The sequence below is a fragment of the Rhodopirellula europaea 6C genome (genome assembly GCF_000338295.1).
Taxonomy (GTDB): Bacteria; Planctomycetota; Planctomycetia; order Pirellulales; family Pirellulaceae; genus Rhodopirellula; species Rhodopirellula europaea.
On the sequence record NZ_ANMO01000096.1, the window covers coordinates 20899 to 43360 of the forward strand.

General features: G+C 56.0%; 15 protein-coding genes. 4 read left to right on the plus strand and 11 right to left on the minus strand.

What is annotated here, in order from left to right; translation table 11 throughout:
• Positions 1-43 precede the first annotated feature (43 nt).
• Positions 44-925 (minus strand): SHOCT domain-containing protein, encoded by an 882-nt coding sequence (locus RE6C_RS08470; RefSeq protein WP_008655630.1) that lies wholly within the window; start codon positions 923-925, stop codon positions 44-46.
• Positions 926-1823: 898 nt separating this feature from the next.
• On the opposite strand from RE6C_RS08470, the gene RE6C_RS08480 reads away from it, so the two are divergent.
• Positions 1824-2885, plus strand: coding sequence for a hypothetical protein (locus tag RE6C_RS08480; RefSeq protein ID WP_236618037.1), 1062 nt, complete (start codon positions 1824-1826; stop codon positions 2883-2885).
• A 216-nt stretch (positions 2886-3101) separates the two neighbouring features.
• Here RE6C_RS08480 and RE6C_RS08485 read toward each other — a convergent pair whose 3' ends face one another.
• Both RE6C_RS08485 and RE6C_RS08490 read right to left on the minus strand, forming a co-directional pair.
• On the minus strand, positions 3102-4241 hold the full coding sequence (locus RE6C_RS08485) for a transglutaminase-like domain-containing protein (protein WP_039961620.1): 1140 nt from the start codon (positions 4239-4241) through the stop codon (positions 3102-3104).
• A gap of 143 nt (positions 4242-4384) precedes the next feature.
• On the minus strand, positions 4385-4909 hold the full coding sequence (locus RE6C_RS08490) for a hypothetical protein (RefSeq protein ID WP_008655638.1): 525 nt from the start codon (positions 4907-4909) through the stop codon (positions 4385-4387).
• A 321-nt stretch (positions 4910-5230) separates the two neighbouring features.
• Between RE6C_RS08490 and RE6C_RS08495 the strand changes: the two genes are divergently transcribed.
• Both RE6C_RS08495 and RE6C_RS08500 read left to right on the plus strand, forming a co-directional pair.
• Positions 5231-6391, plus strand: a complete 1161-nt coding sequence (locus tag RE6C_RS08495; RefSeq protein ID WP_173401782.1) for a Gfo/Idh/MocA family protein — start codon at positions 5231-5233, stop codon at positions 6389-6391.
• Positions 6388-6669 (plus strand): hypothetical protein, encoded by a 282-nt coding sequence (locus RE6C_RS08500; protein ID WP_008655640.1) that lies wholly within the window; start codon positions 6388-6390, stop codon positions 6667-6669. The genes RE6C_RS08495 and RE6C_RS08500 overlap by 4 nt, the downstream gene beginning before the upstream one ends.
• A gap of 265 nt (positions 6670-6934) precedes the next feature.
• On the opposite strand, the gene RE6C_RS08505 is transcribed toward RE6C_RS08500, so the two are convergent.
• The 3 genes from RE6C_RS08505 to RE6C_RS08515 all read right to left on the minus strand — a co-directional run bounded on the left by RE6C_RS08505 (position 6935) and on the right by RE6C_RS08515 (position 11198).
• Positions 6935-8638, minus strand: coding sequence for a J domain-containing protein (locus RE6C_RS08505; protein WP_008655641.1), 1704 nt, complete (start codon positions 8636-8638; stop codon positions 6935-6937).
• A gap of 113 nt (positions 8639-8751) precedes the next feature.
• Positions 8752-9432: a hypothetical protein gene (locus RE6C_RS08510; RefSeq protein ID WP_236618039.1), complete on the minus strand. Its 681-nt coding sequence runs from the start codon at positions 9430-9432 to the stop codon at positions 8752-8754.
• A 2-nt stretch (positions 9433-9434) separates the two neighbouring features.
• On the minus strand, positions 9435-11198 hold the full coding sequence (locus RE6C_RS08515) for an Hsp70 family protein (RefSeq protein ID WP_008655643.1): 1764 nt from the start codon (positions 11196-11198) through the stop codon (positions 9435-9437).
• A 254-nt stretch (positions 11199-11452) separates the two neighbouring features.
• Between RE6C_RS08515 and RE6C_RS08520 the strand changes: the two genes are divergently transcribed.
• Positions 11453-12196, plus strand: a complete 744-nt coding sequence (locus RE6C_RS08520) for a DUF726 domain-containing protein (RefSeq protein ID WP_236616057.1) — start codon at positions 11453-11455, stop codon at positions 12194-12196.
• An 11-nt stretch (positions 12197-12207) separates the two neighbouring features.
• Here RE6C_RS08520 and RE6C_RS08525 read toward each other — a convergent pair whose 3' ends face one another.
• The 5 genes from RE6C_RS08525 to RE6C_RS08545 all read right to left on the minus strand — a co-directional run bounded on the left by RE6C_RS08525 (position 12208) and on the right by RE6C_RS08545 (position 22430).
• Positions 12208-12453, minus strand: a complete 246-nt coding sequence (locus RE6C_RS08525; RefSeq protein ID WP_007325922.1) for an RNA-binding S4 domain-containing protein — start codon at positions 12451-12453, stop codon at positions 12208-12210.
• Positions 12450-13496: an endonuclease/exonuclease/phosphatase family protein gene (locus RE6C_RS08530; RefSeq protein WP_236618040.1), complete on the minus strand. Its 1047-nt coding sequence runs from the start codon at positions 13494-13496 to the stop codon at positions 12450-12452. Before RE6C_RS08530 ends, RE6C_RS08525 begins: the two co-directional genes overlap by 4 nt.
• Before the next feature lie 89 nt (positions 13497-13585).
• Complete coding sequence (locus tag RE6C_RS08535) at positions 13586-14791, minus strand: hypothetical protein (RefSeq protein ID WP_008655646.1); 1206 nt, start codon at positions 14789-14791, stop codon at positions 13586-13588.
• 238 nt (positions 14792-15029) lie between these two features.
• The gene (locus RE6C_RS08540) at positions 15030-18791 is read right to left on the minus strand and encodes a DUF4347 domain-containing protein (RefSeq protein ID WP_081605601.1); all 3762 of its coding nucleotides are present in this window, start codon (positions 18789-18791) and stop codon (positions 15030-15032) included.
• Positions 18792-19280: 489 nt separating this feature from the next.
• Positions 19281-22430: a dockerin type I domain-containing protein gene (locus tag RE6C_RS08545; RefSeq protein ID WP_144054704.1), complete on the minus strand. Its 3150-nt coding sequence runs from the start codon at positions 22428-22430 to the stop codon at positions 19281-19283.
• Between the last annotated feature and the right edge of the window lie 32 nt (positions 22431-22462).

A 22462-nucleotide genomic window follows, 5' to 3' on the forward strand; every position in this document is an offset into this window, starting at 1 on the left:
TCGTCAAGACTTTCGAAGATCGCTGATGATTGACTGGCTGATTTTAGATCCGGTCCAGCAAGTCAGATTTTTTGCGATCGAATTCTTCTTGTGTGATGTAGCCTTTGTCGAGCAAACCGCCGAGGCGATTGAGTGTGTCGAAAACGTCATTCGCGTTGGACGGTTGCGTTTGCGAAGGATTCGATGAGGAAACCGGTGCGGGCGGAAGCTCAGCAGGAGAAGCCTCTTGCATTGGTTGAGTCGGTCCCGATTGTGGTGGGGCCGGCGTTGGCGGAGTCGGCCCCGGTGGAGCTTGCGGCGTTTCGGTGACTCCGTTGCGGCTGACGACCGGCAGTGAAGAAAGCGGAACGATTCCGAATTGGCTGGTGAAGGTGATGGAGCCGTCGCCCGATTGCTGTTGACTGAATCCGCCAATGTTGTGATGCAACGTGTCGTACAACCAAACGTCATCACCCGTCGCGACCGCCAAACGTTGAGCGTTGGCAAAGTAAGCGTATCGCATGTGGTTTTGTGATCCGCTAGCCGAAGGCGATCCAAGTTCGCTGGGCCACCAATTTCTTCGCGGGTCCGGGGCAAACAGACTGTTCTCGGCCGATCCGCCGCCGGTCTGCTGGTCTTGATAGTTCGAGCCACCGCTTTGGCTTTGTGATTGGAAGACGCCGCTGCTGGTTCCAGTTTGGTTCTCGGCAATTGAACGAGCACAGTCATCGCACAACGCGGCAACGCGGTACTTCAAATTCTGATTGAACATATCGCCAATCATCATCATACCGCCGGACATCCACTGTCCCGACCCACCGAATTCTGGATGTGAGAACTGGGCCATGCTTCCATTGCCGTTGTAGACCGCCGCCAGCATGTGGCTGACGGCATCGACGGAAAACCCATGGCGATTTGAAAGTGTCTGGGCGATTTGCTGGCCCATGGACGAAAGTGGCAACACGGGAGACTCGCAGAAAACACTGGTGAAAACAAATTGACATCAGGCACTTTACTGACATCACTGATCATATTGTCAACCAATTCACCCAGACTTCCTAGGCCAGCGATTTGGGGAGTTGATCGCGCCGGCCTGGGGCATTGTCGGCTGTTCTCGCCCCATTGAATGCGGCGAAGATCATGAATGATCAACTGTCGGAATGGTGCCGGACGATTTTCAGGTGCAGGTTCAGCTCGATACGTTCAAATTGGACGATTGATTTGACCATCGACGCAGTGCCCAATCAATGAAATTTGGTTCAGCGTGACCTCCGATGGCGAGCGTTATCGAAACCAGTGCATGAATCTCGGGCGCTGGTGCTACTGGTCATCGCGATCGACGACTAGGCACAACAGCGCAACGATTCATGCCCGAGCTAGGCCGCGAAAATTCAGGCGGCGGGACGTGGGACGCGAGCCAATTCGCCGGCAAATGAACTGGACATGTTCTTCAACAAGCCACTGCGTTCGAGAAGATGGTGGGTTTGGAGTGGGTGTATCGGTGTTCCGCGAAATTTCTTTGTATTCGGAAATCCTCTCAAGTTGAGCAGTGATATGGGGCCACAGTTTTGATTCGCGTCGTATTGGCACATCGCGATGCCAATGGGAATGCAATGTGTGACAAATCCGCACAATTTTGATGTCAGACGAGTGGTTTCGGTTTGGGGTGGTAACACGTCTGCGATTAAGTGGGACTTGGCAAACTGTGTCGATCGCTGATGTTGGATCGCGGCGGTGTGATCGTGCCGACCGATTCGCCTCAGTAACGAAACAAGCACATTGTTCGATTGAGCCGGCATCGTCGATCGGCCCTCGGCAATGTCAACGGCAACAGGAGATGGATCGTGAATTGCGTTTGGAAGGCCTCGGCTTTGGCAGTCATCATGGGATGTTGTTTGACGTCGTTTGCTACGGCCGGGCAATCCAGTGGTTGTGATCCATTGGGGCTGGTCGGATGCGATGATGTGTGTTGCGATGAGCTTGGTTGCGACGACTGCGGATGTGATTCGTTCTGTGATTCGGTCGCGTGCCGTGGTTGCAAAGCCGCCGGATGTTTGGCCTCGCTAAAACGACATCTGCGTCCGAGCGATCACTGCTTTGATGACTTCATCAGCCCGATGATCGACTTTGTTCACTTCGAAGACCCTCGCAACTTGACGGAACTCCGTCCGATCTTTGTGACGCATCAGTTCCCCGCGACGCTTGGGCCAGGGAACATTCCCGCCGGCGGTTCGGTCCAACTGTTTGCATTGCAGTTCCGAGTGGCATTGACGGAACGACTCAGTCTTATCGCTGTGAAAGACGGTTACATCCTGGACAACAGCGAAGGCACCTTGGACACGTTGTTGCTGGATTCCGGGTGGGCCGATGTGTCAGCGGGTTTGAAATACAACCTCATTCGCGATACTCAATCGGGAACGTTGTTGTCCGGCGGATTCACATATGAAATTCCGATGGGCAGCAAGCAATCGTCACAAGCTGTTGGCGATGGCGAATTTCACTTTTTCGCAACGGGCGGTCAACGTTTGCTGGGTGGCAATGCCCACATCCTCAGTTCCTTTGGATGGCAATTGCCCGTCGATCAATCGGTTCAAAGCACAACTGTTCATTGGAACAACCACTTTGACGTGAAATTGACCGACCGGGTTTACCTGTTCACCGAAAACTCTTGGTGGCACTGGGTGGATGAAGCCGAAACCGGTTTGGCTTTGGGTGTCTCGGGCCAAGACTTGATCAACTTGGGTGCAACCGACGTGGAAGGCAACGACTTGGTCACGCACAACGTCGGGATGAAGTTCAAACCCAACGGCAACTTCGAAGCTGGCGTTGCGTACGAATTCCCTCTGACGGCATTCAAAGACGTTTTGGAAGACCGAGTGACCGTGGACATGATCTTCCGATATTGATCCACGTCACCGATCGATCAATCAACACGAATTGATCGATCTATACCGAGCTTGTGGAAGCGAAAAGGGCGGTGGTGAATGATTCACCATCGCCCTTCGTTGTTTGCATGATCGTTGTTGATCATTGTCTTTTGGCATTTGATCCTTTTCGGGAAGCGGTGTTGCTTCCACGTGCGACCGGAGCCAACGCCAAACGGCTCACATGATTCTGCCCGATCATTCCTGCCGACCTGCGGAAGGTTTGACCGTCCAAGATTCCTGATGGCTGAATTGGTCGAGCGTGCCTTCTCCGGTCAGCCACATCAAAGGGATTTGGAAGTATGGGGCTCGGTAGTCACCGTGAAGGTCCGTGTCGAATTCAACGCCAGGATCTACGTGATAGGTGATGAAATCACCGTCGGACTGTCCGAAGTATTGCAGTTTCGTTTGGGTGCGGTCGTGAATGATCGCCGAAGAGGTATCCAAAGGAATCCAGCCAACGTCTTGAGCGTAGAACTCCGCGATCACGTGGTACTGGTAGTACGGTTGGTCGTTGATCGTCTCGCCTGGATTGGCTGAGATCGCCCATCGGCCCGAAAGGATTCGTGCTGGCACGCCTTCGCTTCGCATGACGGTGGCGAAAAGAGTGGAGAGACCACCGCAGTCAGTTGCATCCGATTGGCACAACAGGGATGCGGTTCTGTCTTCGCTTGGGACATACGAATACTGGTATGTGTTGGCGAGCCTTTGGAACACTCGTTGAGCGAATCGGACTTCGCCCTCCGTCCGAATGCGTCGAAACCGATTCTTCGTTTTCCACTTTTGGAATGCTTCGGACTGAAAGTCGTACTCTGGCGTCGCCCGCAGAAAGATCGCTCGGTCTTTGTCTGAGAGCGAATCGACTGACGGGTTCGCTGAGATGGCTCGCTTGTCGAATTGCAACGATCGAGCAAACAATTGGATTTCGTCATCGCATCGGAACTGGGCGGAACTGGTTTGCGAATCATCCACCACCTCGATGCGACTCCGGCGAATGATCCGCTTCAACACAGACTTATCTGTGATGCGTTCGCTGGTGGGTGTGGTGCTGGCGTTCACCAATGTTTGACCGGGCAAGTTCGGGGGCACCGGCATGGCGAAAACCCAGGTGTCGGCTTTCACCGATGGGATGTCGACCGCGAAGGTGAGCGTCGCGGTGACTCGTTTGGCCGGAGTACGAACGATCGAGAATCCTCGATTGAGACCCCCGGGAATTTTCGGCACTTCAGTCGCCGTTGGGGCCTGTCTGTTCACGGCGTTGTCTTGCGCCTGTGCATCAGTCAGGCACAAGCCCGCGAACATAATCGCAGCGAGAAATAGCGTTTTGGCTGAATGCATTAGTGGGACACCGCTTGGAATTGTCGCTGGTGGGTGAATCAGCAGCCCACGATCAAATCGACGAATGCCAAGCATAGCAGTCAAAACCGCCGTCTGCATTTTGTCGGCGATCGACAGGAAGTCAGGTCGCTTCAGGAGCTGGACTATTGCAGCGACCGCGGCAAAACGGTCACTCGCCGGATATCACCGACATAGTTGTCGCCGATCAGTGCCATCAACCCATCCAAGAATTCGCGTGCTTTGGCGTTGCTGTCGAAGGTGTCGACGTATTGCCAGTCCATATCGGGTGTGTAGCTCTTGATGTAGTAGTCCATGTTTTTCGGATTGCGTTGCATTTCCAGCAACGCGAAAAGCTCTGCTTCCTCATGGGTGTCGAAGAATCGATCTTGGACATGCATCCCGCCGGCGGCTTCGCCCGGGCTGAACCATCCCCCATCCTGTCGCAGGAAGACTTGATATTGCTGCTTCTTCGACGTGTCTTCCGCGATCCAGACTTCGTAGTCCGTCATCGCGATCGCTTCCAACCATTCCGCTTCGAGAGTTCCTTGATCTGCTTTCCGGATAGGAGGCTGGGTTGGGGATGCGTGCTCGTACCTTGGCTTGTACTGCGCCTCAGCGTTGGCCAGGAAACAGACGCTAAAGATGACGGTGAGGCTGAGTTGACGCATGACTTCGATCCGTGCCGGTGAAGGGGGGAATTGGGGCAACACTCCACCCAGCGGACCGAACCATTGTTTGTTACTTCAAAAGGTTTGGTTGATGCGAATTTCTTCCCTGAAAAGGCTGTCCCACGATTGCCCCTGCCACACGGCGGCGGAAGGTACGAACGCCGCTGCTGTCACCCCCTCGCGGGTTGCTGCAAGCGATCTGTCGCGAAGGTTTGTTTTTTTGGAGTTCTGGGCGGAACGGTAGGCTGCATACCGAACGCTTGCGAATCTGCTAGATTGTGCATCGATGAACAATCCAGGCGAACTGCGAAGGGAACTCGAGTGAAATTGCGAATCGGATTGATCGGATTGGGCGATCAATGGCAGTCCATGCACCGGCCTGCGTTGCGGATGCTAGGAGATCGATTCGATGTTCGTGCGATCTATTGCAACGTGTCCAAATTGGCCGAATCTGCGGTCTCCGAGTTCCAAGCGGACCCCGTCGACGGATACCAAGCGTTGGTGACGCGGGATGACATCGACGCGGTGTTGGTGCTCGAGAACTCTTGGTTGCGGTTCCATCCCGCAACCGCGGCCTGTCGGGCCGGCAAAGCGGTTTACTGGGCTAGCGATTTGGACTTCGATCCGATTCGCGATCGCGAATTCAAGAATTGCGTGGAGGATTCCGGAGTCGCATTCATGGCTGGGCTTCCACGCCGGTTTGCTCCCGCGACGTTGCGGTTGAAGGAATTGATCGCGACTCACCTGGGGGCACCTCGACTGATTTTTTGTCACAAGCGATTGTGTTTGGAAGACGCTCCAATGAAGCGACGCGACCAGATCACGCGACGCGGTGTCGAAGGAAACTTAGGCGATGATTCGCGAGTTGATCCGGAAGAGATTCGTGCTCGGATGACACGAACCGAATTGATGCAGTTGATCGATTGGTGTTGTTACGTTGTCGGCGAACGACCTCTCAGTGTGATGTCGGCCAATCATTCGCCCGAAGAAGCGGCGGACTATCAAGCTCTCAGTTTGTTGTTCAAAGAAACGAGTTCCGGTCGAGCAACGCGCGAGCGATTCTCGACTGGAACTCCTGCGGCGTCATCGAACGGAAGTTCAACTGATAAAGCTCGGCGAACCAGCGAGAACAAAGGTGTCACTGCTCAGATCAGTTGTGGCAGCTACATTCCTGCCCAGTGGCAAGAGGCGATCGGGTTTCGACCACCCGCGGCGATGCAGGTTTGTTGCGAGAACGGAGTCGCGTTTGTCGATCTGCCCGGAACGCTGGTCTGGTTCGATGACGCGGGACGTCACCAAGAGTTCCTGGAAGGTGAATCCCCGGTTGGTGAAAAGATGCTCGGCCAATTCCATCGGGCAGTGACGAGTTTGGTTCGAAACCTGAGTGGATTGGAAGACGCGTTCAATGCAGCCGCGATTTTGAAGGCGGCTCGTACGAGTTTGCATGAAGGACGACGAGTTGATTTGGGAGATCTCGCGTGACCGATTTGCCGACGACCAGTAAGAAAGATCAGCCGGCGTTTGGGTGCGTGGTTTACGTCAGCCGAACGGAAAGTGGTCGCACGCGGGGGCGCGTCGCGAACTTGGAAGGTGTCGAAACCGAAGGTGCGACCGAACGCGATGTGCTGTCAACAATCGTTCGCGACGTACGGGCTCGGATCAGCGAGCACATGCAACGGGAAGAGGAGGTTCCGTGGTTGGATCCTCCTGCGGAGAAACAGCCCGATGAAATGAAACGGTTCTTGCCGCTGCACTTGTAGGTTGTTGTGGGGGCCTTGCTTACGCTGCGGGTTGGGATGCTTGCTCGCTTTGCGAGCATAGGACGGTGGTGTGGTCCGGATTCTGGCGAATCCGGCTACCGGGAGGCGGGGATTGTTATTGGTGGCCTTGCTTACGCTGCGGGTTGGGATGCTCGCTCGCGTTGCGAGCATGGGTCGTTGTGTGGTCCGAATTCTGGCGAATCCGGCTACGGGGAGGCTCCTGTGGTTCTGTGGCCCTGAGCCCCTTTCCCACTCCGACTCCCACTCACCCCACAAACAATTGTGCGCGGGCGAAAATCAGTAGCCCGAGATCGCCGTGGCAGAAACTGAGGACCAGGTTCATCCATTCGGTGTCGTCGTGGAATGCCGCAGCCTCGTTGAGACGCGTCAATGAATCGCTGGGAGATTCCCCGCAGGATTGCACATAGCGGAACAGTCGCTCTCGCCAACGTTTGGTGTAGCACGTTGCAAAGTATTTTTGGCGGGAGTTTTCAGCACGCTCGGCAAGGTGCTTGGGATAGAACCACCAAAAATACAGGATGGGAAAGCTAAGGAGCCCAGCGATCATGATCAACACACTGATGGCACCGCTCGCCGAGGAGTAGGTCATTTGGTTGACGATCGTCATCGCGATGAACCAGATCACGGTGAAGAGGATTCCGAAGACCAAGTAGAGGCCCGCGAACGGAATCCATTTGTAGGTTGTGTCAATCAATGAAACGCGATGCACGACTTCTTGCAGCGTGTTCTTGAGATCACGCAAACACGAGACCGCTTGACGATTGTTCTTCTCTTCGTCTGGTGCGGGGGCGATCAAGCCAGTTGTTTCTGCCAGATCCGATGTGGCCATCATCATCAGTAGGAACAACGAGTGATCGTCTTGTTCTTGGTTGATCGGGAATGACTCCTGAACGCCGTGAGCATCGCGAGCGATCTCGTCGAGACACCGTGCCATTTCCGCCGTCGCCGTCGGTCCGTCGCCGGTGCAGTAGGTGCGTAGGAACGATTCCATCGTCGCACGCGCCGGAAACTCCGAAGCAGATGGCTTGGTAGACGAAAGATAACTGTGCAGCAGTTCAACGAATTCCAAATCGTTCTGCATCGAATCGTCCAAGTCTGCGGCTTGGCCAGACAACGTTTCGAGTTGCGATTGAGTCCACTCCGAGGGAGCGGTCCAGATGGCCGTCCTCAAGATGCGAAGGTAGAACGCCAGTCGGGCGCGGGGATCGCCCTGACGCAGATGGCCTTCGCATTCGCGGATCAACCGTTCGAAGGTTTCGAACGGTTGGTCGAGCAACAGGCGTTCCCAAAGCGGTTCGGTCAATCGATAGAACATCGAAGAACGAATCGATTTGGCGATCTTTGGCAGCAGCGTTTGGATCTGATCGTCTGGCACATCACCGCGAAGCGTGCCAGCGACGAGTGAGATCAGTCCGTGTTCTTGCGGATGTTCCTGCAAGCCATCGAGCAACCATTGCAAAAACTGGGGGCGATGTTTTTCGCTCTCGTTGGTTGGTTTGACGAGAAGGTCGCTGAGCACCGCGAGGATGTAGTAATCAAGCGGCGAGCGTGAATGCCTTTGGGAAAGACGCGTGTAAGACTCACGCGGATTCGCGATCGCTTCATCAACGGGCGAAATCGGTGGCTTCGGACGTTTGGACGGTTGGTTGGCATCCGAGGCCGAAGTGTCACTAGGACGCGATTCGGATTGCGGCTGAGAATTGGTGTTGGGCTTCCAAGCCTCCGCGGCAGATTGGCTCTCGGCTTGGTTTCGGCCGTATCGTTCCGCGTTCTCGAGTTGTTCGTAGGCCGCCCGAATCCGTTGAAATTCCTGCGGGTGCGTTTCCGGTTTGAACTGACGAATCAGCTTTCCATAGGCACGCTTCAGATCACGACGATCGAAGCCTTCCGCTAAGTCAAAGAACGATCTTGGATCGTGCGGAAGATGGTGCCACGCGGGGTCAGACATGAACGATGATGGGCGTGAGTGTCACTTGGATGCGATGGGCGGTACCGGCAGGGTGAGGATTCTGCCACCGCCGTGCGATGCTTCTGCAGAAGGCGGGCGCTGCAGCGGTCGGCTCAATCCATCAGGAAAAGTTTGGCGATTTGGTAGGCGATCAGGGTTCCAAAGAACAGGACCCTGAAGTTGAGCAAGGAGGCACCGCCGGACTTCATCGGTCCCGACGATTTGCTGTTCTGCAGCGTGGTGAGCCAATCGCGTTCTAAGGCGAACAGATTGGGATACGCCTTTTGAATTTTGAGTGAAGTCTCGCGAGCTCGTTTGCGACTGCTCTTGGTCGTCAAATTTTGAATGTACTTCTCGCGAACGTAGCCGGCGTCGGATTGCGGCAGCACCACGGACTTGCCCAATGCGATCACCAATTCGCGGTCAAACTTCTTGTCGTCCAACATTGTGACGAACGAGTTGCGTTCGCTTGCGGCGGTTTGCAAACGGCGAATCGTTGGTGCCAACTCGGGGACCTCTTCAGCGTTTAGACTGGCCAGGCCTGAGCGCAGTTCTTCGTCCGATAGATGGAAGAATTTCTGTTGAAGATGAGTCACCGTCTCGCGAGCCTTCGCTCGTTTCTGGTGCTTGGCGACCATGTCGTCAACGGAATCCGAATCGACGCTGGATTGGCGGCGATCATGATTCGGCATCCGCAACGTCTTTCGTCGCAACTGCAACGCGGATGCGGACTGCCACACCGGATTGATGTCCAGCATGGATCGCAAATAGCCGTTGGAGGGTGAGTCAGCCAAGTTCAAAGTTCTTCGTGATCGAGCCCAAGTGACGATAGAACCATTAGCAGCGTATCCTTTGCGCTCGCAAAGTGTTCGCGATCGGATCTTGCCATGGCGTCTTCGTAGATATCCAAGGCTTCGTCGAGTTGTTGGCGCTGGGATGGATGGAGTTCGCCGAGCATGCGTTCCGCAAATCGAGCGAGCTTTTGATTGTCTAGATCATCGCGAGGATAGAACTTCAATGCATCGATGCGACGCTTGGCTTCTTCAATTTGGGCGGGAGACAACTGATGCACATGATTGGTCAAAACGGTGCGGAACCGTTCGCCTCCCGGCGCATAGGCCTCGACCTCCAATACGCCTGACAAATCGTACGTGAAGCGAACATAGATGGGACTGCCGGCGGGACCGGGCGGCAATCCTTTGACTTCCAATTCCCCCAGAGCCGTGTTGTCGGCCACTTTGCGAGCGTCACCTTGGAAGACTCGCAGCGTCACGTTGGATTGGTTTGCGGCGACGGTGCTGAATACTTCTTCGCGTGAAACTGGGATCGTGCAATTGCGATGCAACACCGGTTTGAAATAGCCGTCCTGCATGTGGCCGCCGAATTCTTTGACGACTTCGACCCCCAGCGTGAACGGACAGACATCCGTCATCACCATGTCGTCGACCGCGGCGTCTTGACCGATCAAGGCGGCTTGGACGGCCGCGCCGAGAGCGACGACTTCGTCGGGGTCGTGATCGATGATCGGTGGTTTGCCAAAGTAGTCGATGACGAAGTCACGCAGCACGGGCATGCGAGTCGAGCCACCGACCAAGATCACGTCGTCGATGTCTTTGGGATCCAGTTCAGCGTCGCGAAGTGCTCGCGCGATCGGTCCCGCGATTCGCTGCATCAACGGATCGCACATTCGCGAAAAGTCGGCTCGGGTCAGCCGATATGTTTTCGGTTTCTCGGCGAAGTTGCCGTCTTGGTCGGGAAGCCGGATCTTGCAGCTTTCTTCTTTGGACAGCAAACGTTTGGCCTTTTCGCATTCGCCTCGCAATCGAGATACACGCAGAGGTTGCTGCAGTTCGGCGAGTTCGAGCTGGGTGTCTTCGCTGGATAAGACCGCGGAGACCATTCGGTCGGTGAAGTCTTCGCCGCCCAACATGCTTTCGCCGGCGGTTGCCCGGATTTCCAGGGTGCCTTCGAAGACTTCCATGACGGTCACGTCAAACGTGCCGCCGCCAAGGTCGATGACGCAGAGGTTCTTTTCTTCTTCGCGAGCGTGGAAGCCGTAGACGAGTGCCGCGGCGGTGGGTTCGTTGATCATTCGGCGAACGTTCAAGCCCGCCATCTCGCCCGCCAACCGTGTCGCGGTGCGTTGATGATCGTTGAAGTACGCCGGGACAGTGATCACAGCGTCGGTGATTTCAGTGTTCAACTGAGCAGCCGCGTCATCACGAAGCGACTGCAAAACCAAACTGCTCAACTCGTGAGGCGTGAATTCTTTGTCGCCAAGTTTGAGTTTGCGTTCTTGGCCCATGTAGCGTTTGAACACCCATGCACATCGTTCCGGAGCGGTGACGCGAAGTTCTCTGGCAGCGGAGCCGACCACGATTTGGCCGTCTTGCAAAACACCCACGATCGATGGCGTGAGCTTGTCGCCATGAGCGTTGGAGATCAATTCGGGTTTGCCATCGCGGAAAACGCTGACCAACGAGTGCGTGGTGCCGAGATCGATCCCAATGCACACCGGTTCTTCGGTTGGGAAAGACGAATCGGATCCGAATTCAGGCATGAATCGAGAACGGTGTTCGAGAGTGGGTGATCGCGGCGGGCAAAAGCATTTTCGAGCGGTGATAGTCTAGTGATTTTGCGTCTCGCCGTGCATCCGTTGAAACAGGAGGATTTAGCGGGAGTCAGCAGGCCGCGGAAGAGTAGAAAATCGGGCTCAGAAATCGCTTTGCGTCGAAGCGTGTTGATCGGGTATTTTGGGTGAGCTGATTTCGCCGATATGGCGAGCTTGTTTTTGTTTTTTCCGAAGAGTTGTTGATGGCAGTCCGGATTGATGCGATTGAAGAATCGAGTCGCGGGCCAATCCACGTCGTGGTGGCCGGCTATCGGGCTCGACCGAACGCCAATCTGATTCGTGCTGCCGAATTGAGAGGATCCACGTACAGCGTGCTGTGGGCCGCTGGATCCTGGACCGAAGTTGGGCCATCGGTGGGCGTGATCGCTCGCGGTGCTCGTGCGGCTTTGCCCGCCATTCACGGTGGCCGAGCGTTGCTCGGAGTCGGGACTTTGGCGGGCGGTATAGGAACCGCCGCCGTTATCGGCGCAGCCAGTTTCCGCCATCGGTACTACTGCGCTCGACGAGACGGAATCCGGTTGGCCGACAAAATCTTGGAACTTCCCGGAGTTGGCAAACGACCGTTGCACCTGGTGGGGCATTCGCTGGGAACGGTCGTGATTCGATCGGCTCTTGAGAAGCTCGCCGAAAGAGATTGCCGCGTCGATGACCTGTTGCTGATGGGCGGGATGACATCGCGACTGAATTGGAACGATCAAGCGGATGCGTTTCGCGGTCGCTTGATCAACCTTTATTCGCCGCGAGATCGAATCCTTAACATGGCACCCGTGATCGATCGCGTTGTCGGTACCGGTGCGATCGTTTGCGAAAAGCTGAGCGATCGATTGATGAATCACGATCTTTGTCGCGAGTTGCCCAACCAGTTCAATTTTTGGGGCCATCACAGCGGCTACTGGAATCGGTTCGGACAATACGCGATCAGCTAGATCCAACTGATTCACATTGGTGGATCGCCGAGTGATGCCACATCGACCGGGTAGTCTTCGCCATTGAATGTGACGACATCGCCGTCATGCAATTGTTTGCGACGACGCGTGTCGACTTCGCCGTTGACGATGACTTCGCCGCCCTGGATCAGCACCTTGGCTTCGCCTCCGGTTCCAACCAAACCCTCTCGTTTGAGAAAATCATCCAGTCGAACCATGGGGACTGGAACGTTGGGCTGCGTCGGTGAATCGCTCATTGGATTTGAAATCGTGCGAGGACGGGATTGTGGTCACTGATGTCACGCTGGTCATCAGCGATGCCCCAGTAGTTGTTCCAGTGTTCGTCTTGGGTGTCTTGACCGCCGCCAAAGTTCAAATCGGATCGAACCGACACATCGCGAAGGCACAAGTCAACGACTCCGGGAGTGTCGACGACCAAGTCTCGCGAAACGAGGATGCGATCGAATTGGCGACCTGGTAACAGGTGCGTGGTTCGTTCTGCGGCGGGAATGTGATCGTGCAAGTCAACCAAATCATCAGAAGGATCGTTGGTGCCTCGCGACATCAGAACGGCTAGGTCCGAGTCCGATGAAATTCTGCCTGCCAACTCTTCCGTGTTGAAATCGCCGGTGACAAGGACATGAACCGGTTGCTCAGGGTTCTCCTGCGATGCTTTGACGCCCGCGACCAAACGTTCCAACCACAGGCTAAGCGTTCGTGCTTGTTTCGCACGCAATTCACCTTTTTCGGCCATCGCACGAAGGTGACAGTTTGCCATCACCAAAAGTTCGATCTTTCCGTTGACCGGTATTTCGACCACCGCGAAAAGATGTTTGGAGACGGAGGCGTGGCCGCGTGATTTCATCGACGGTGTCACGACCCCGCGAGAAATGGATTGCACGCCGGTTGTGGTGGTCGCGAGAAAAGCGACATCCTGTTCGGTGTAGAAATCTTCGCCTTTGATCACATAGTCGTCGTACTTTAGCCCATGGTTGCGATCGATCGCTCGAGTCAGAAAGTACATGACGTTCTGGCTCTCAATTTCTTGCAACGCGACAACGGTCGGTTGGGCTTTCGCGATCGCCGCCGCCACTCGGTCGCGACGCCAATCCCATTGCCCGCGACTGGGAGCACTCTTTTCGCGGCCCAATTCGCTGGGGTTATCAGCTGTTTGATTGTCGAAGAACCATTCCAAATTCCAAGTCATGACGCTGAACTCGGTCGGCTGCTGCGCGAACGCGGCAGATCCAAACCCGCTGATGAATTGCCCGGTGAAGGCGAGCAAGAAAAGAAAACGCATGGTGTCATTCGTCACTGATGAGTGAATCTTGCGGGATTGTTCCTCGCGCGGAGTTTGCCGCGGGGAAGTTGATCTGGTGGTTCCGCCGGTCAAGCTTTTTCTGCCGCGATGGCGGCGACGGCGAGGAGGTCAGATCGTTCGAAGCAGAACTTTTCTAGAGCATCGAGGCCCGAAGTGTCGCCCGCCTGTTTGGCTCGTCGAGCCATCGCCAACAGTTCGGGCAAGACTCGTTGAACGGGAACGTCATCGGGGAACAGCTCGATCGCGGCGCGGAGTGCTTCCGCGGGGCGGCCGACTCGATCGAGCAAATCGATGTACGTTTCGATGGCACCGGCGCCGGCAACGTTGACGTCGACCGTGCGAGCCTTCTGTTCAAACATTCGCAGTGCGGTGTCAACGCTCTGTCCCAACAACGCGGAAAAGAACGCTGAATGAGCGGGATAGAAGTCGACGAAAGGTTCTTCGCCGGGATATTGAAAATCAGATGGCAATCGACGTCCGTACTGGCAAAGCTGTAAAGCTTGATCGATCATTTCGCGATCGTCGATCACAGTCGCGAAGCGGACAGTCGACGACAGGTGAGTCGTGTCGAGGTGATAGCCGCCGCCACCGAGGATCCATTTGTACTTGGCAATCAGTTCGCCAAGATTGAGCTTCGTGGCGTCTTCTTCGATGGCTTCGGCAGTGACACCGTTTTCCGGTCCGCGATTTCGGAAGTCGTCGCGAACGAGCGAAAGCAGTTCGTTGTAGAACGAGGTGAGCAAACATTCGGCAGCGATCTGACGATCCGTCCGCGAGCGTGCCGCGATGGCTTGGTCGTAAAGCGTAATGCTATTGCACGTGCCTTGGTGTTGAAGCACGGCGTTGTACCCGCGACGGAGATCGACGTTCTCGTGCAGTAGCACCTGGGTCATCTCGTCGTAGTTGTCGTCGTTGATTTCGATGTCTTCGAGCAATCGCTTTGCCAACTCATTGTCACCGGTCGGACGCAGGTACATCCAACCTTCCGCAATGCGTCCGTCTTGGATAAGCATCGCACCGGCTTGGCGACATGCGTCGAGGAGATCTTCCTCGAGATCTCGCTCACGCTGTTTGTCCGCATCCGATTTGGCGGGTGCAAGCGGTTCGTCAGGTTCCGCGATCATCGGCAGACCATGAGCCAGCCGACTTTTCATCTTCAGGGCTTCGAACAATTCGACCGGCTGACGTTCACGCCGGTAATGGGCGATGACTTCGTCGATGCGTTTGGCAGGATCGGTGCTGAGGCGGGCGAGCAGTTGGGGATCGAGCGACACGGAGAATGGGCTTTGAGGCGGGGATTTTCGGTGATTTCGTGTCCCCGAACGTGACGCAGCAGGGGCCAAATGTCAACAACGCGTCTGGTGGAGTGCGGCTGGCAAGGACAATCTCTGGCCTGATGGTGGGTAACTTCCCGAATAACCGCCATCGCTCGCTATAGAGGGGCGACGACAAGTTGCCATCGCACCGGAACAGTTGAGGACAACCGTTCTACTCTTTCAGATCGAAGCGAAATCAAACGATTTCCCAGCGTCCGACCAAGCCATCGTCGAGGTCGACGTAGTACAGGGCTCCGTCGGGGCCTTGGCTGATCGCGACCACGGCGCCGGCACCGGTTGTGAAGGTTTGCACGTTGGTGATTGCTCCGGTCGCGTCGACGTCGCCGTGGCGGACAATGCCTTGGCCCAGGTCGTTGAAGAACACGTCGCCGGTGTAATCGTCGCCGTATAGGTTTCCACGATAGACGTCGCCCATCACGATCGCGTTGATCCCATCGGCTTGATGATTCAGCCCATATTGCGAGGAATTCACAACGACGTTTTCCGCGAAGAAAGCGATCCCCTCTGGGGTGTTTGCGTATCCGGAGTTGACCAAACTGGTTCCACTGCCTCCTTCGTAGAACGGCCATCCAAAGTTTGCACCGGCACCGGCTGAATTGATCTCTTCCCATTTGGTCCAGCCGACATCACCCACGAACAATCGACCGGTGACGGGATCGACCGACATACGGAACGGATTCCGTAGACCCAGCTGATAGACCTTGGATCGGTTGGCGTCTGGATCGCCGTTGAAGAACGGATTGTCCGACAAACCTTCGCCAGTGAGCGGATCGATTCGCAGCACCTTACCGGACAAGCTGTCGATATCCTGGACGCGGTCGGCTCGGACATCGACACGGTTGTAGCTGGCACCGTCGCCGATCGAGACGAACAGCTCGCCGTTGATTCCGAAGGCGAGTGATCCGATCGTGTGCGATTCACTGTCGCTGTTGATGAAATCGTTGATGTAGGTTCCGTCTGGGTTCTCGCCAGCCGGGGCTTCGTTGAAGTTGAATGTGCTGTTGGCAAACCCGTTGAAGTTTTCCCACGTGCTATTGCTGCCCAGCAGAACCACTTCGCTGCCCGCAACCGCGGTTTGGTAGTTGTTGGCGACATCGGCGGTCACACGGATCAGACGGCCGGCGCGGTTGCCTTTGCCATCGGGACCGGCCAACGATCCGTTGCTGTATTGATTGACCTCCGGCGGGTCGTAGGTGAAGAGCAGATAGACGTACGGATTGTTTGCGAAGTCTGGATGCACGGCGATATCGAGCAGTCCGCGATCGCGCGTACCGTTGACGATTCCCGAGATGTCGATGAAAGGATCGTTTGCGACCGCGCCGCCACGAACCGTTTTGACGACTCCGCCTTGTTCAGATACCAACATCGTTCCGTCAGGGAGCCAATCGATGGCGGTTGGCAAATGAAGTTGTGACGCGATCGTCGTGCTGAGGACTTCGTCACCGCCAACAACGGGTGGATCGAACGGTGGATCGGTTTGGTCGACGGTCCAGTTCAAGATGCGGTGTGAATTGTCCAGTCCGCCCGTCCCAGCGGTGAAGCCGACGAATCCTGAATCACCGACCTGCGTTTGCAAGTCAATCGTGGCCTTCATCAAAGCTTCAGTCGGCTTCGTTGCGTTGTCGGACAGGTAGACCGCCAACACATTGCTCGTCCCGTTGTATTCGACCCACGCATATCGCGGACTTCCGTTGTTGAGATCGATCTCCGGAACCGCAGTTCGCACGTTCGAATACACCGAACCGGTCAAGATCGAGACGTGGTTGTCGTTCAGGTCCAGACTGTTTCGATAAGTATCGAATTCAATGGCGACCGAGTTGGAGATGTCCTGGTAACCGAGTTCTTCACCGGAACCGCCAATGGCGGTCGCTCCGCGGGGATCGTTTTGGATGGTGAAGGTCAGGCCGTCGGCACCGTTCGTGCCCGCACCGTTCATCGCACGAAATGTGAAGGCGGTGCGGAAGGATCCATCGTTGGTGAGATTGACCGCGGTGGAGTAGAACGCACTGCCGGCTTGGTTGTTGAGGGCTTGCGTGAGTTCGAGCGTGTTACCGGTTTGACGTGCTGTGCCGTTGAGAGTTAAACCGGATATGTCGGCGAAGTTCGAGTAGTCGGGCAGGCTGACTTCGTTGTCAACGATCGACACCGTCGCAGTTCTAGGAACCAGCAAGTTGGCTCCGCCTTGCACGTTGTCGATCGTGATGTTGAAGGTTTCGTTGTTTTCCAGCAAAGCGTCATCGAGAATAGGAATCACGATCGTTTGCTCGGTGACACCGTCGGCAAACGTCAGCGTTCCGGTTTGACGCGTGTAGTCGACACCATCGGTCGCCGTGCCAGCGAACGTGTCATAGTCAACCGTGGCGATGCCGTCACTGCCGCCCGACCGAATGACTTGAATGAGTGCTGTTCCCGCGTCTTCGTCGACCGTCACGTTGCTGGTCGCGAGCGAGATCGTTCCAGGATTGGTCGGTGTGATTCCATATAGGAAGTAGCCGTTTGCGTGCAGCCATTCGGATTGTTTGAATCCTGGCGTCAGGCCATCTTCCTGCCATGTGCCGGTGGAATAAACCGTTTCAGCTTCGGTTTGATAAGACGTTCCGTCCAGTTCAATTCGGTCGATGCGAACGTTGCGATCGATACCGTCGTCGGCTTGATAAAGGTCATTCGTGAAGCGAATTTGAATCTGTGAAATATCGACCGTGGTGTCGGCGTCGAAGTCCAATTGGACGAAATCGCCTGTGTCGATGTCTCCACCGATGTTCTGCCACGTTTGGGCTCGCTGGCCATCGATCCAAAGTTCAATCGTTTCCGTGTTCTCGGCACCGGCCGCGTAAACGGAGATCGAGCTGGATGCTGATGGCGCCGCGTATTGGAAGTAGCCGTTGCTGTGGATCCATTCACTGCGTCGGAATCCAGGAGCGACACCGTCTTCTTCTTGCCAAGTTCCCGTTCCGAAGGTATTCGCGTTTTCTGACTCGACCGTGACACCGTTGACGGTGATCGAGTCGACGACCAAGTTGCGATCGATGCCTTGGCTGGGCTGATACAAATCGTTGGTGAAAACGACTCGCACATCATCCGCCGTCGCGTCCGCGGCACCGTTGTAGGTGAACGTTTGGAACTGGCGAGCGTCGACGTCACCGCCAATGTTGTTCCACGTTTGGACGACTTCGCCGTTGACTTGCAACTGCATCTGTTCGGAGCCCGTCGTGCCGGCTGCACGAATCGAGATCGGTAGAACCATTTCAATGTGTTGCAATTGCTCCACGCTCGCGAGCAACGAAGTCTCGATGTCGCCAACGTGCGACTCCAAGTCCCAATCACCGCCTTGGGATGCATGCCCAGTCGCATCGTCAGACGCAGCGACGTCGGCCGATGTCAAATGTGCGAGCGTCGTGATCAGGTTGTGTCCGGTGACATCCGATGCGGCGTTGCAGCCATAAAGCATGATGTCCGCGTCACGATGAAGCGAATGCTTCCATCGCGCGAGTTGATCGGAATGTCGTTGAAACACTTCCGCATCGACTCTTTGCCCAGCCAGCTGCAATGCGCCCGCTTCACCATGCGAGACGATGTGCACGGCTCGCACGTTGGTGCGGCCACTTAGGACCGCGGTCATCTGATCGATCGCGGGTTTCGTTCCATCGAGCAGCACGATCTCGACACCGCTTCGCATCAATCCGGTGAGTTGCTCGGACTGCTCGACGTCGCCATCAATGAAGGCAATCTCGGTCACCGATGGGGTCGAAGCCGATGAGTCCGCGATCGTGTCAGACGAGCTCGAGTTGGCTGAGCTCGAGTTGGCTGAGCTGGTTCCGGCGGCCGCAGCGACTTCTGCACCCGCGTCACCCGCCAGCATGAGCCGTGGCTCCAGCGGCTCAACGGACCATTGAGGATGGGCGAAAGAAGGTTTGCGTTTGGATTGGAATCGAGTCATCAGATGCAGTTCCGGTACGGCTTGGATACCAGCAACCTTCCGACACGACCAACGACAATGCGGCCCTGTAGAGGGGTGCTTCCCCAAGCATACCTACCGGCACATTCGATACAACTCGCACAATGTGAATTTTGGTAGTTCGTTGGCGTAGAAGATTTGGCAGGAATCGTTGGCCGTTCAGGGTTTGGCCCCGTTCGCACGCCTAACAGTCTGTTGATTTAGTCATATACCAAATGACAACAATTAGCCGATGGGCGTTAGCCCAGGTTGGCGTCTGACTAACCGCCGCTAACGCGGTACGGCTCATTAAATCAACAGCCCGCTAACGCAAATCCAATTAGCCGCAGGCCGTTAGGCCCGGTTCTCAGCACAACTCACACGCAGTCGCTCATGGATTACGAACGCATCGGCAGAGCAAGCAGAACGACGTTGCATTCAACAACCGCTGCTACCGCCGGTCGGCTGATTCATCAACGGCTATCGCGACGACTACTCGTTCGATTCGTCGGACAACAATTTGAGTGCCGAGTCGTGGTTGTCGCCGCCCAGGTCGCTCACGCGTGAAAGCACATCGACGAGCTGGTCCGTTGTGACGCCAAACGGATCTTGCGTGCTGCTATCAATCAACTTGGTCAAGTCAGTCAGCACAGAATCGCGAGCTTGGCTGCGAAGCGATGATTGAGCGAAACCTCGGGGAGCGTTCGGGCCAATTGTGCTATCGCCACCCGGCGCCAACGGTTGCCCCGAATCATCGTCGCTCTCTTGGGCGAGTTCGTCATCGACGTCGGGTTCACCTTCGCCTTCTCCGTCCGGCTCTTCTTCACCGTTGTTGACCGTGCCAGCGGGCGTCGAAATGTGATTCAGATGATTGATCACCAACAACGCATCCAACGCGGTGACAAATCCATCACCGTTGACGTCGTAACCGAAACCGGGATCACCAAAGCCAACCGGTCCAGGACCGTACGTGTTGAGGTAGTTGATGATCGTGAGTGCGTCCAACGAGCTGACGTCACCGTCGCCGTTCACATCGTGAGGCTCGGTGTCGTTGTGGTACGGCGTGTCATTCTCGATCACTTGAATCAAGAATGTTTCCGTGACCGGGTCGACTCCGGGCGATTGCGAGCTCGCGGTGATGTCGACTTCGATTTCTTGTTGGTCGGCAACCAAAACCGCGACGCCTTCTGCCAACTTCAGCGTCGAGCCATCAAACACAAATCGAGAATCGTTGACTGTCAGAGTGTGATTGTTCGCGGCAGGGTTACCGGCGATGCGAAGTTCACCAACCGTCGCACCGGCAAGCTGTTCTTCCACCGTGGCGGGCGTGAGAGCAAATCCGGTGGGGGCTTCCGGCAAGTCAATCACTTGCAAGGTGATTGCTTTTTCAAACGAGTCGTCCAGGTGAGAAACGGTGACGTTGATCACGATGCTCTCTTCGGCTTCGTAATCGACGGCGATGCCCGGTTTCAAACGCAGGCTTCCGCTGATGATGACAAAGCGATCGTCATCGACTTCGAAGTCGTAGAACTGGTCGTCGTCTTCATCGACCACGGTGATCTCGGTGACCACGTCGCCTTCGAAGTTTTCACGCACCGTTGCGTTGCCCGGCAACACGTCCTCGATCGGATCGTCTTCGTCGGTGATCTGCAGCGTCGCGGTGTGAACCAAAGGTTCTTCGAAGTCAGGATCGTGAACTGTGATGATCAACGGGATCGCCCATTCATCTTCCCAGTTCAGTTTGTCGGGGCCAACAAAGATCAAATTGCCGTTCGCGTCGACGATGAATCGGTCGTCATCGATTTCGATGATGTGGTTGCCTTGGCCGTCACCATCGATGACTTCGATTTCGCCGATGATTCCGTTCACCAGAATGTTTTCTGGGACCGGTTCGACGTGAGGCACAACTTGGACAGGAGCGTCCGGCACATTCACAACCGTGATGTCCAACGCGTGCTCGGTGAAGTCGCGTCCGTCGTGCAGCCAAACGGTGAATTGATCGACGCCCGCGAAGTCTTCGATCGGAACGTACGAAAGCGAACCGGCGAGCGTTACCGTCGACACTCCGGCACTGGTTGGTTGCATCGGCAGCAGGATGAAATCGTCGTCATCTGCGTCGGACGCGTCGCCATATACGGCGGGAGCCGCGCTGGTCAGGACGGTGTCCTCGTCCATCGTCCAGCTTGGCGGAGTGTTGTAATCCGGTGCCGTGTTGGCACCGATCAAACGCATCCCAAACTCGATCGGGGCTGCGTCTTCGTTGTTTGTGATTTGAACTCGGTGAGGAGCCGGCGTGCGAAGGCTCATTTCCGCCAACCCGGCCGCACCAACGATAGCAACGCGTCGCAGTTCGGGATCGAGCGAGATGCCTTGTGCGCCGGACGTGGATGGCAGATTCAACGATGACAAATCAATCGCGAGATCGACGACCAAGTCGCCAGTTTCAGCATCGATCAATCGCAACCCGGCCTCGACCGGATCAACTGAGTCAGGAGTCAACGTAACGATCAATCCACGGGCCGCATCGATCGCGACGGGGGCGTCGGTCGGAAGGCTGTAGAGAGTCGCCAGGTCAGTGGTTTCGAGATCGTGAACCGTCAATCCATCTGATTGCCGCACGACCAACAAGCCTGCTTCATCGCTGAACGCGACCACTTCGACACCGCCATCGACGATGATCGGGTCGTTGGTCAACAACGAGTGGCTGGCATTGCTCCAAACCTGGATCTCCAATCCATCGGCAAAACCACCTTGCCCGTCATCAATTTGCGTCGCTCGAGCCAGGATCGAACGGGTGGGGCCGTCTGTTGAACGAGGTGCCGAGTCGCCAACCAACTGGGTGTCTGTTGGAATCAATGTGCCTGTCGCTTCGGCGCTGAGGCTGGCCGTGTCGACAGTCCACAACTGAGATGATCCGTTTTCGTCGGCTTGCAACAGCAAACCGCGGCCGACGTCGTCAATCGCGTGATCGACGAATTGCGGTGCGAGGTCACTGTCCTCGAACGGAGTGAATCCTGTGAGTGCCGCATCGATGATGAATGCTTTGTGTCCGACGGCATTGTCACCCAGTGCGATCAATTCGCCGGAAGGTGCACGCCAGATCGCTTGAATGCCGACGCCCAAATCCAACGTCGATGCAATCGAGCCGCTGCTGGTCACGGAGTTGAGCGATGTGCCTTTCGCGAAGACGGCGGGCAGCACGTCTTCTTCCGAAGTTCCCGCATCGAGAACAAAGGCGGGCGTGACAGCCGTGATTCCTGCTTCGCTGAGGAACGGGTTGGCCGTGATCACGGTCGGCGTGGTTTGAACTTGCGACTCGGTGCCGTTGAAGACACGAATCACGTGGGTGCCGTCACCAAGACCATTGAATGCGAACTGACCGGCTTCGTCCGTCAGCCCGTATTGTTCGCCCTGATCCAGCGTGCTGTTGTCGTTTTGGTCGACGAACACCAACCGATTCGCGAGCGTCGACTCTTCGGCTTCTTTTTTTAGAGAGTCGTTGGCGTCGTGAAAGACCGAGCCAACAATCGCGGCCAAAACGCGGCGATCATCCAGCGTTTGCATCGAAAGGCGACGACGAGTCCCACGCGACAGATTTCTCTGGGAGCGGCGTCGTAGGCTCGTCAGGGAAACACGCGGCATCGTGACGAATTCTCACATGTCGAGGCGGAACG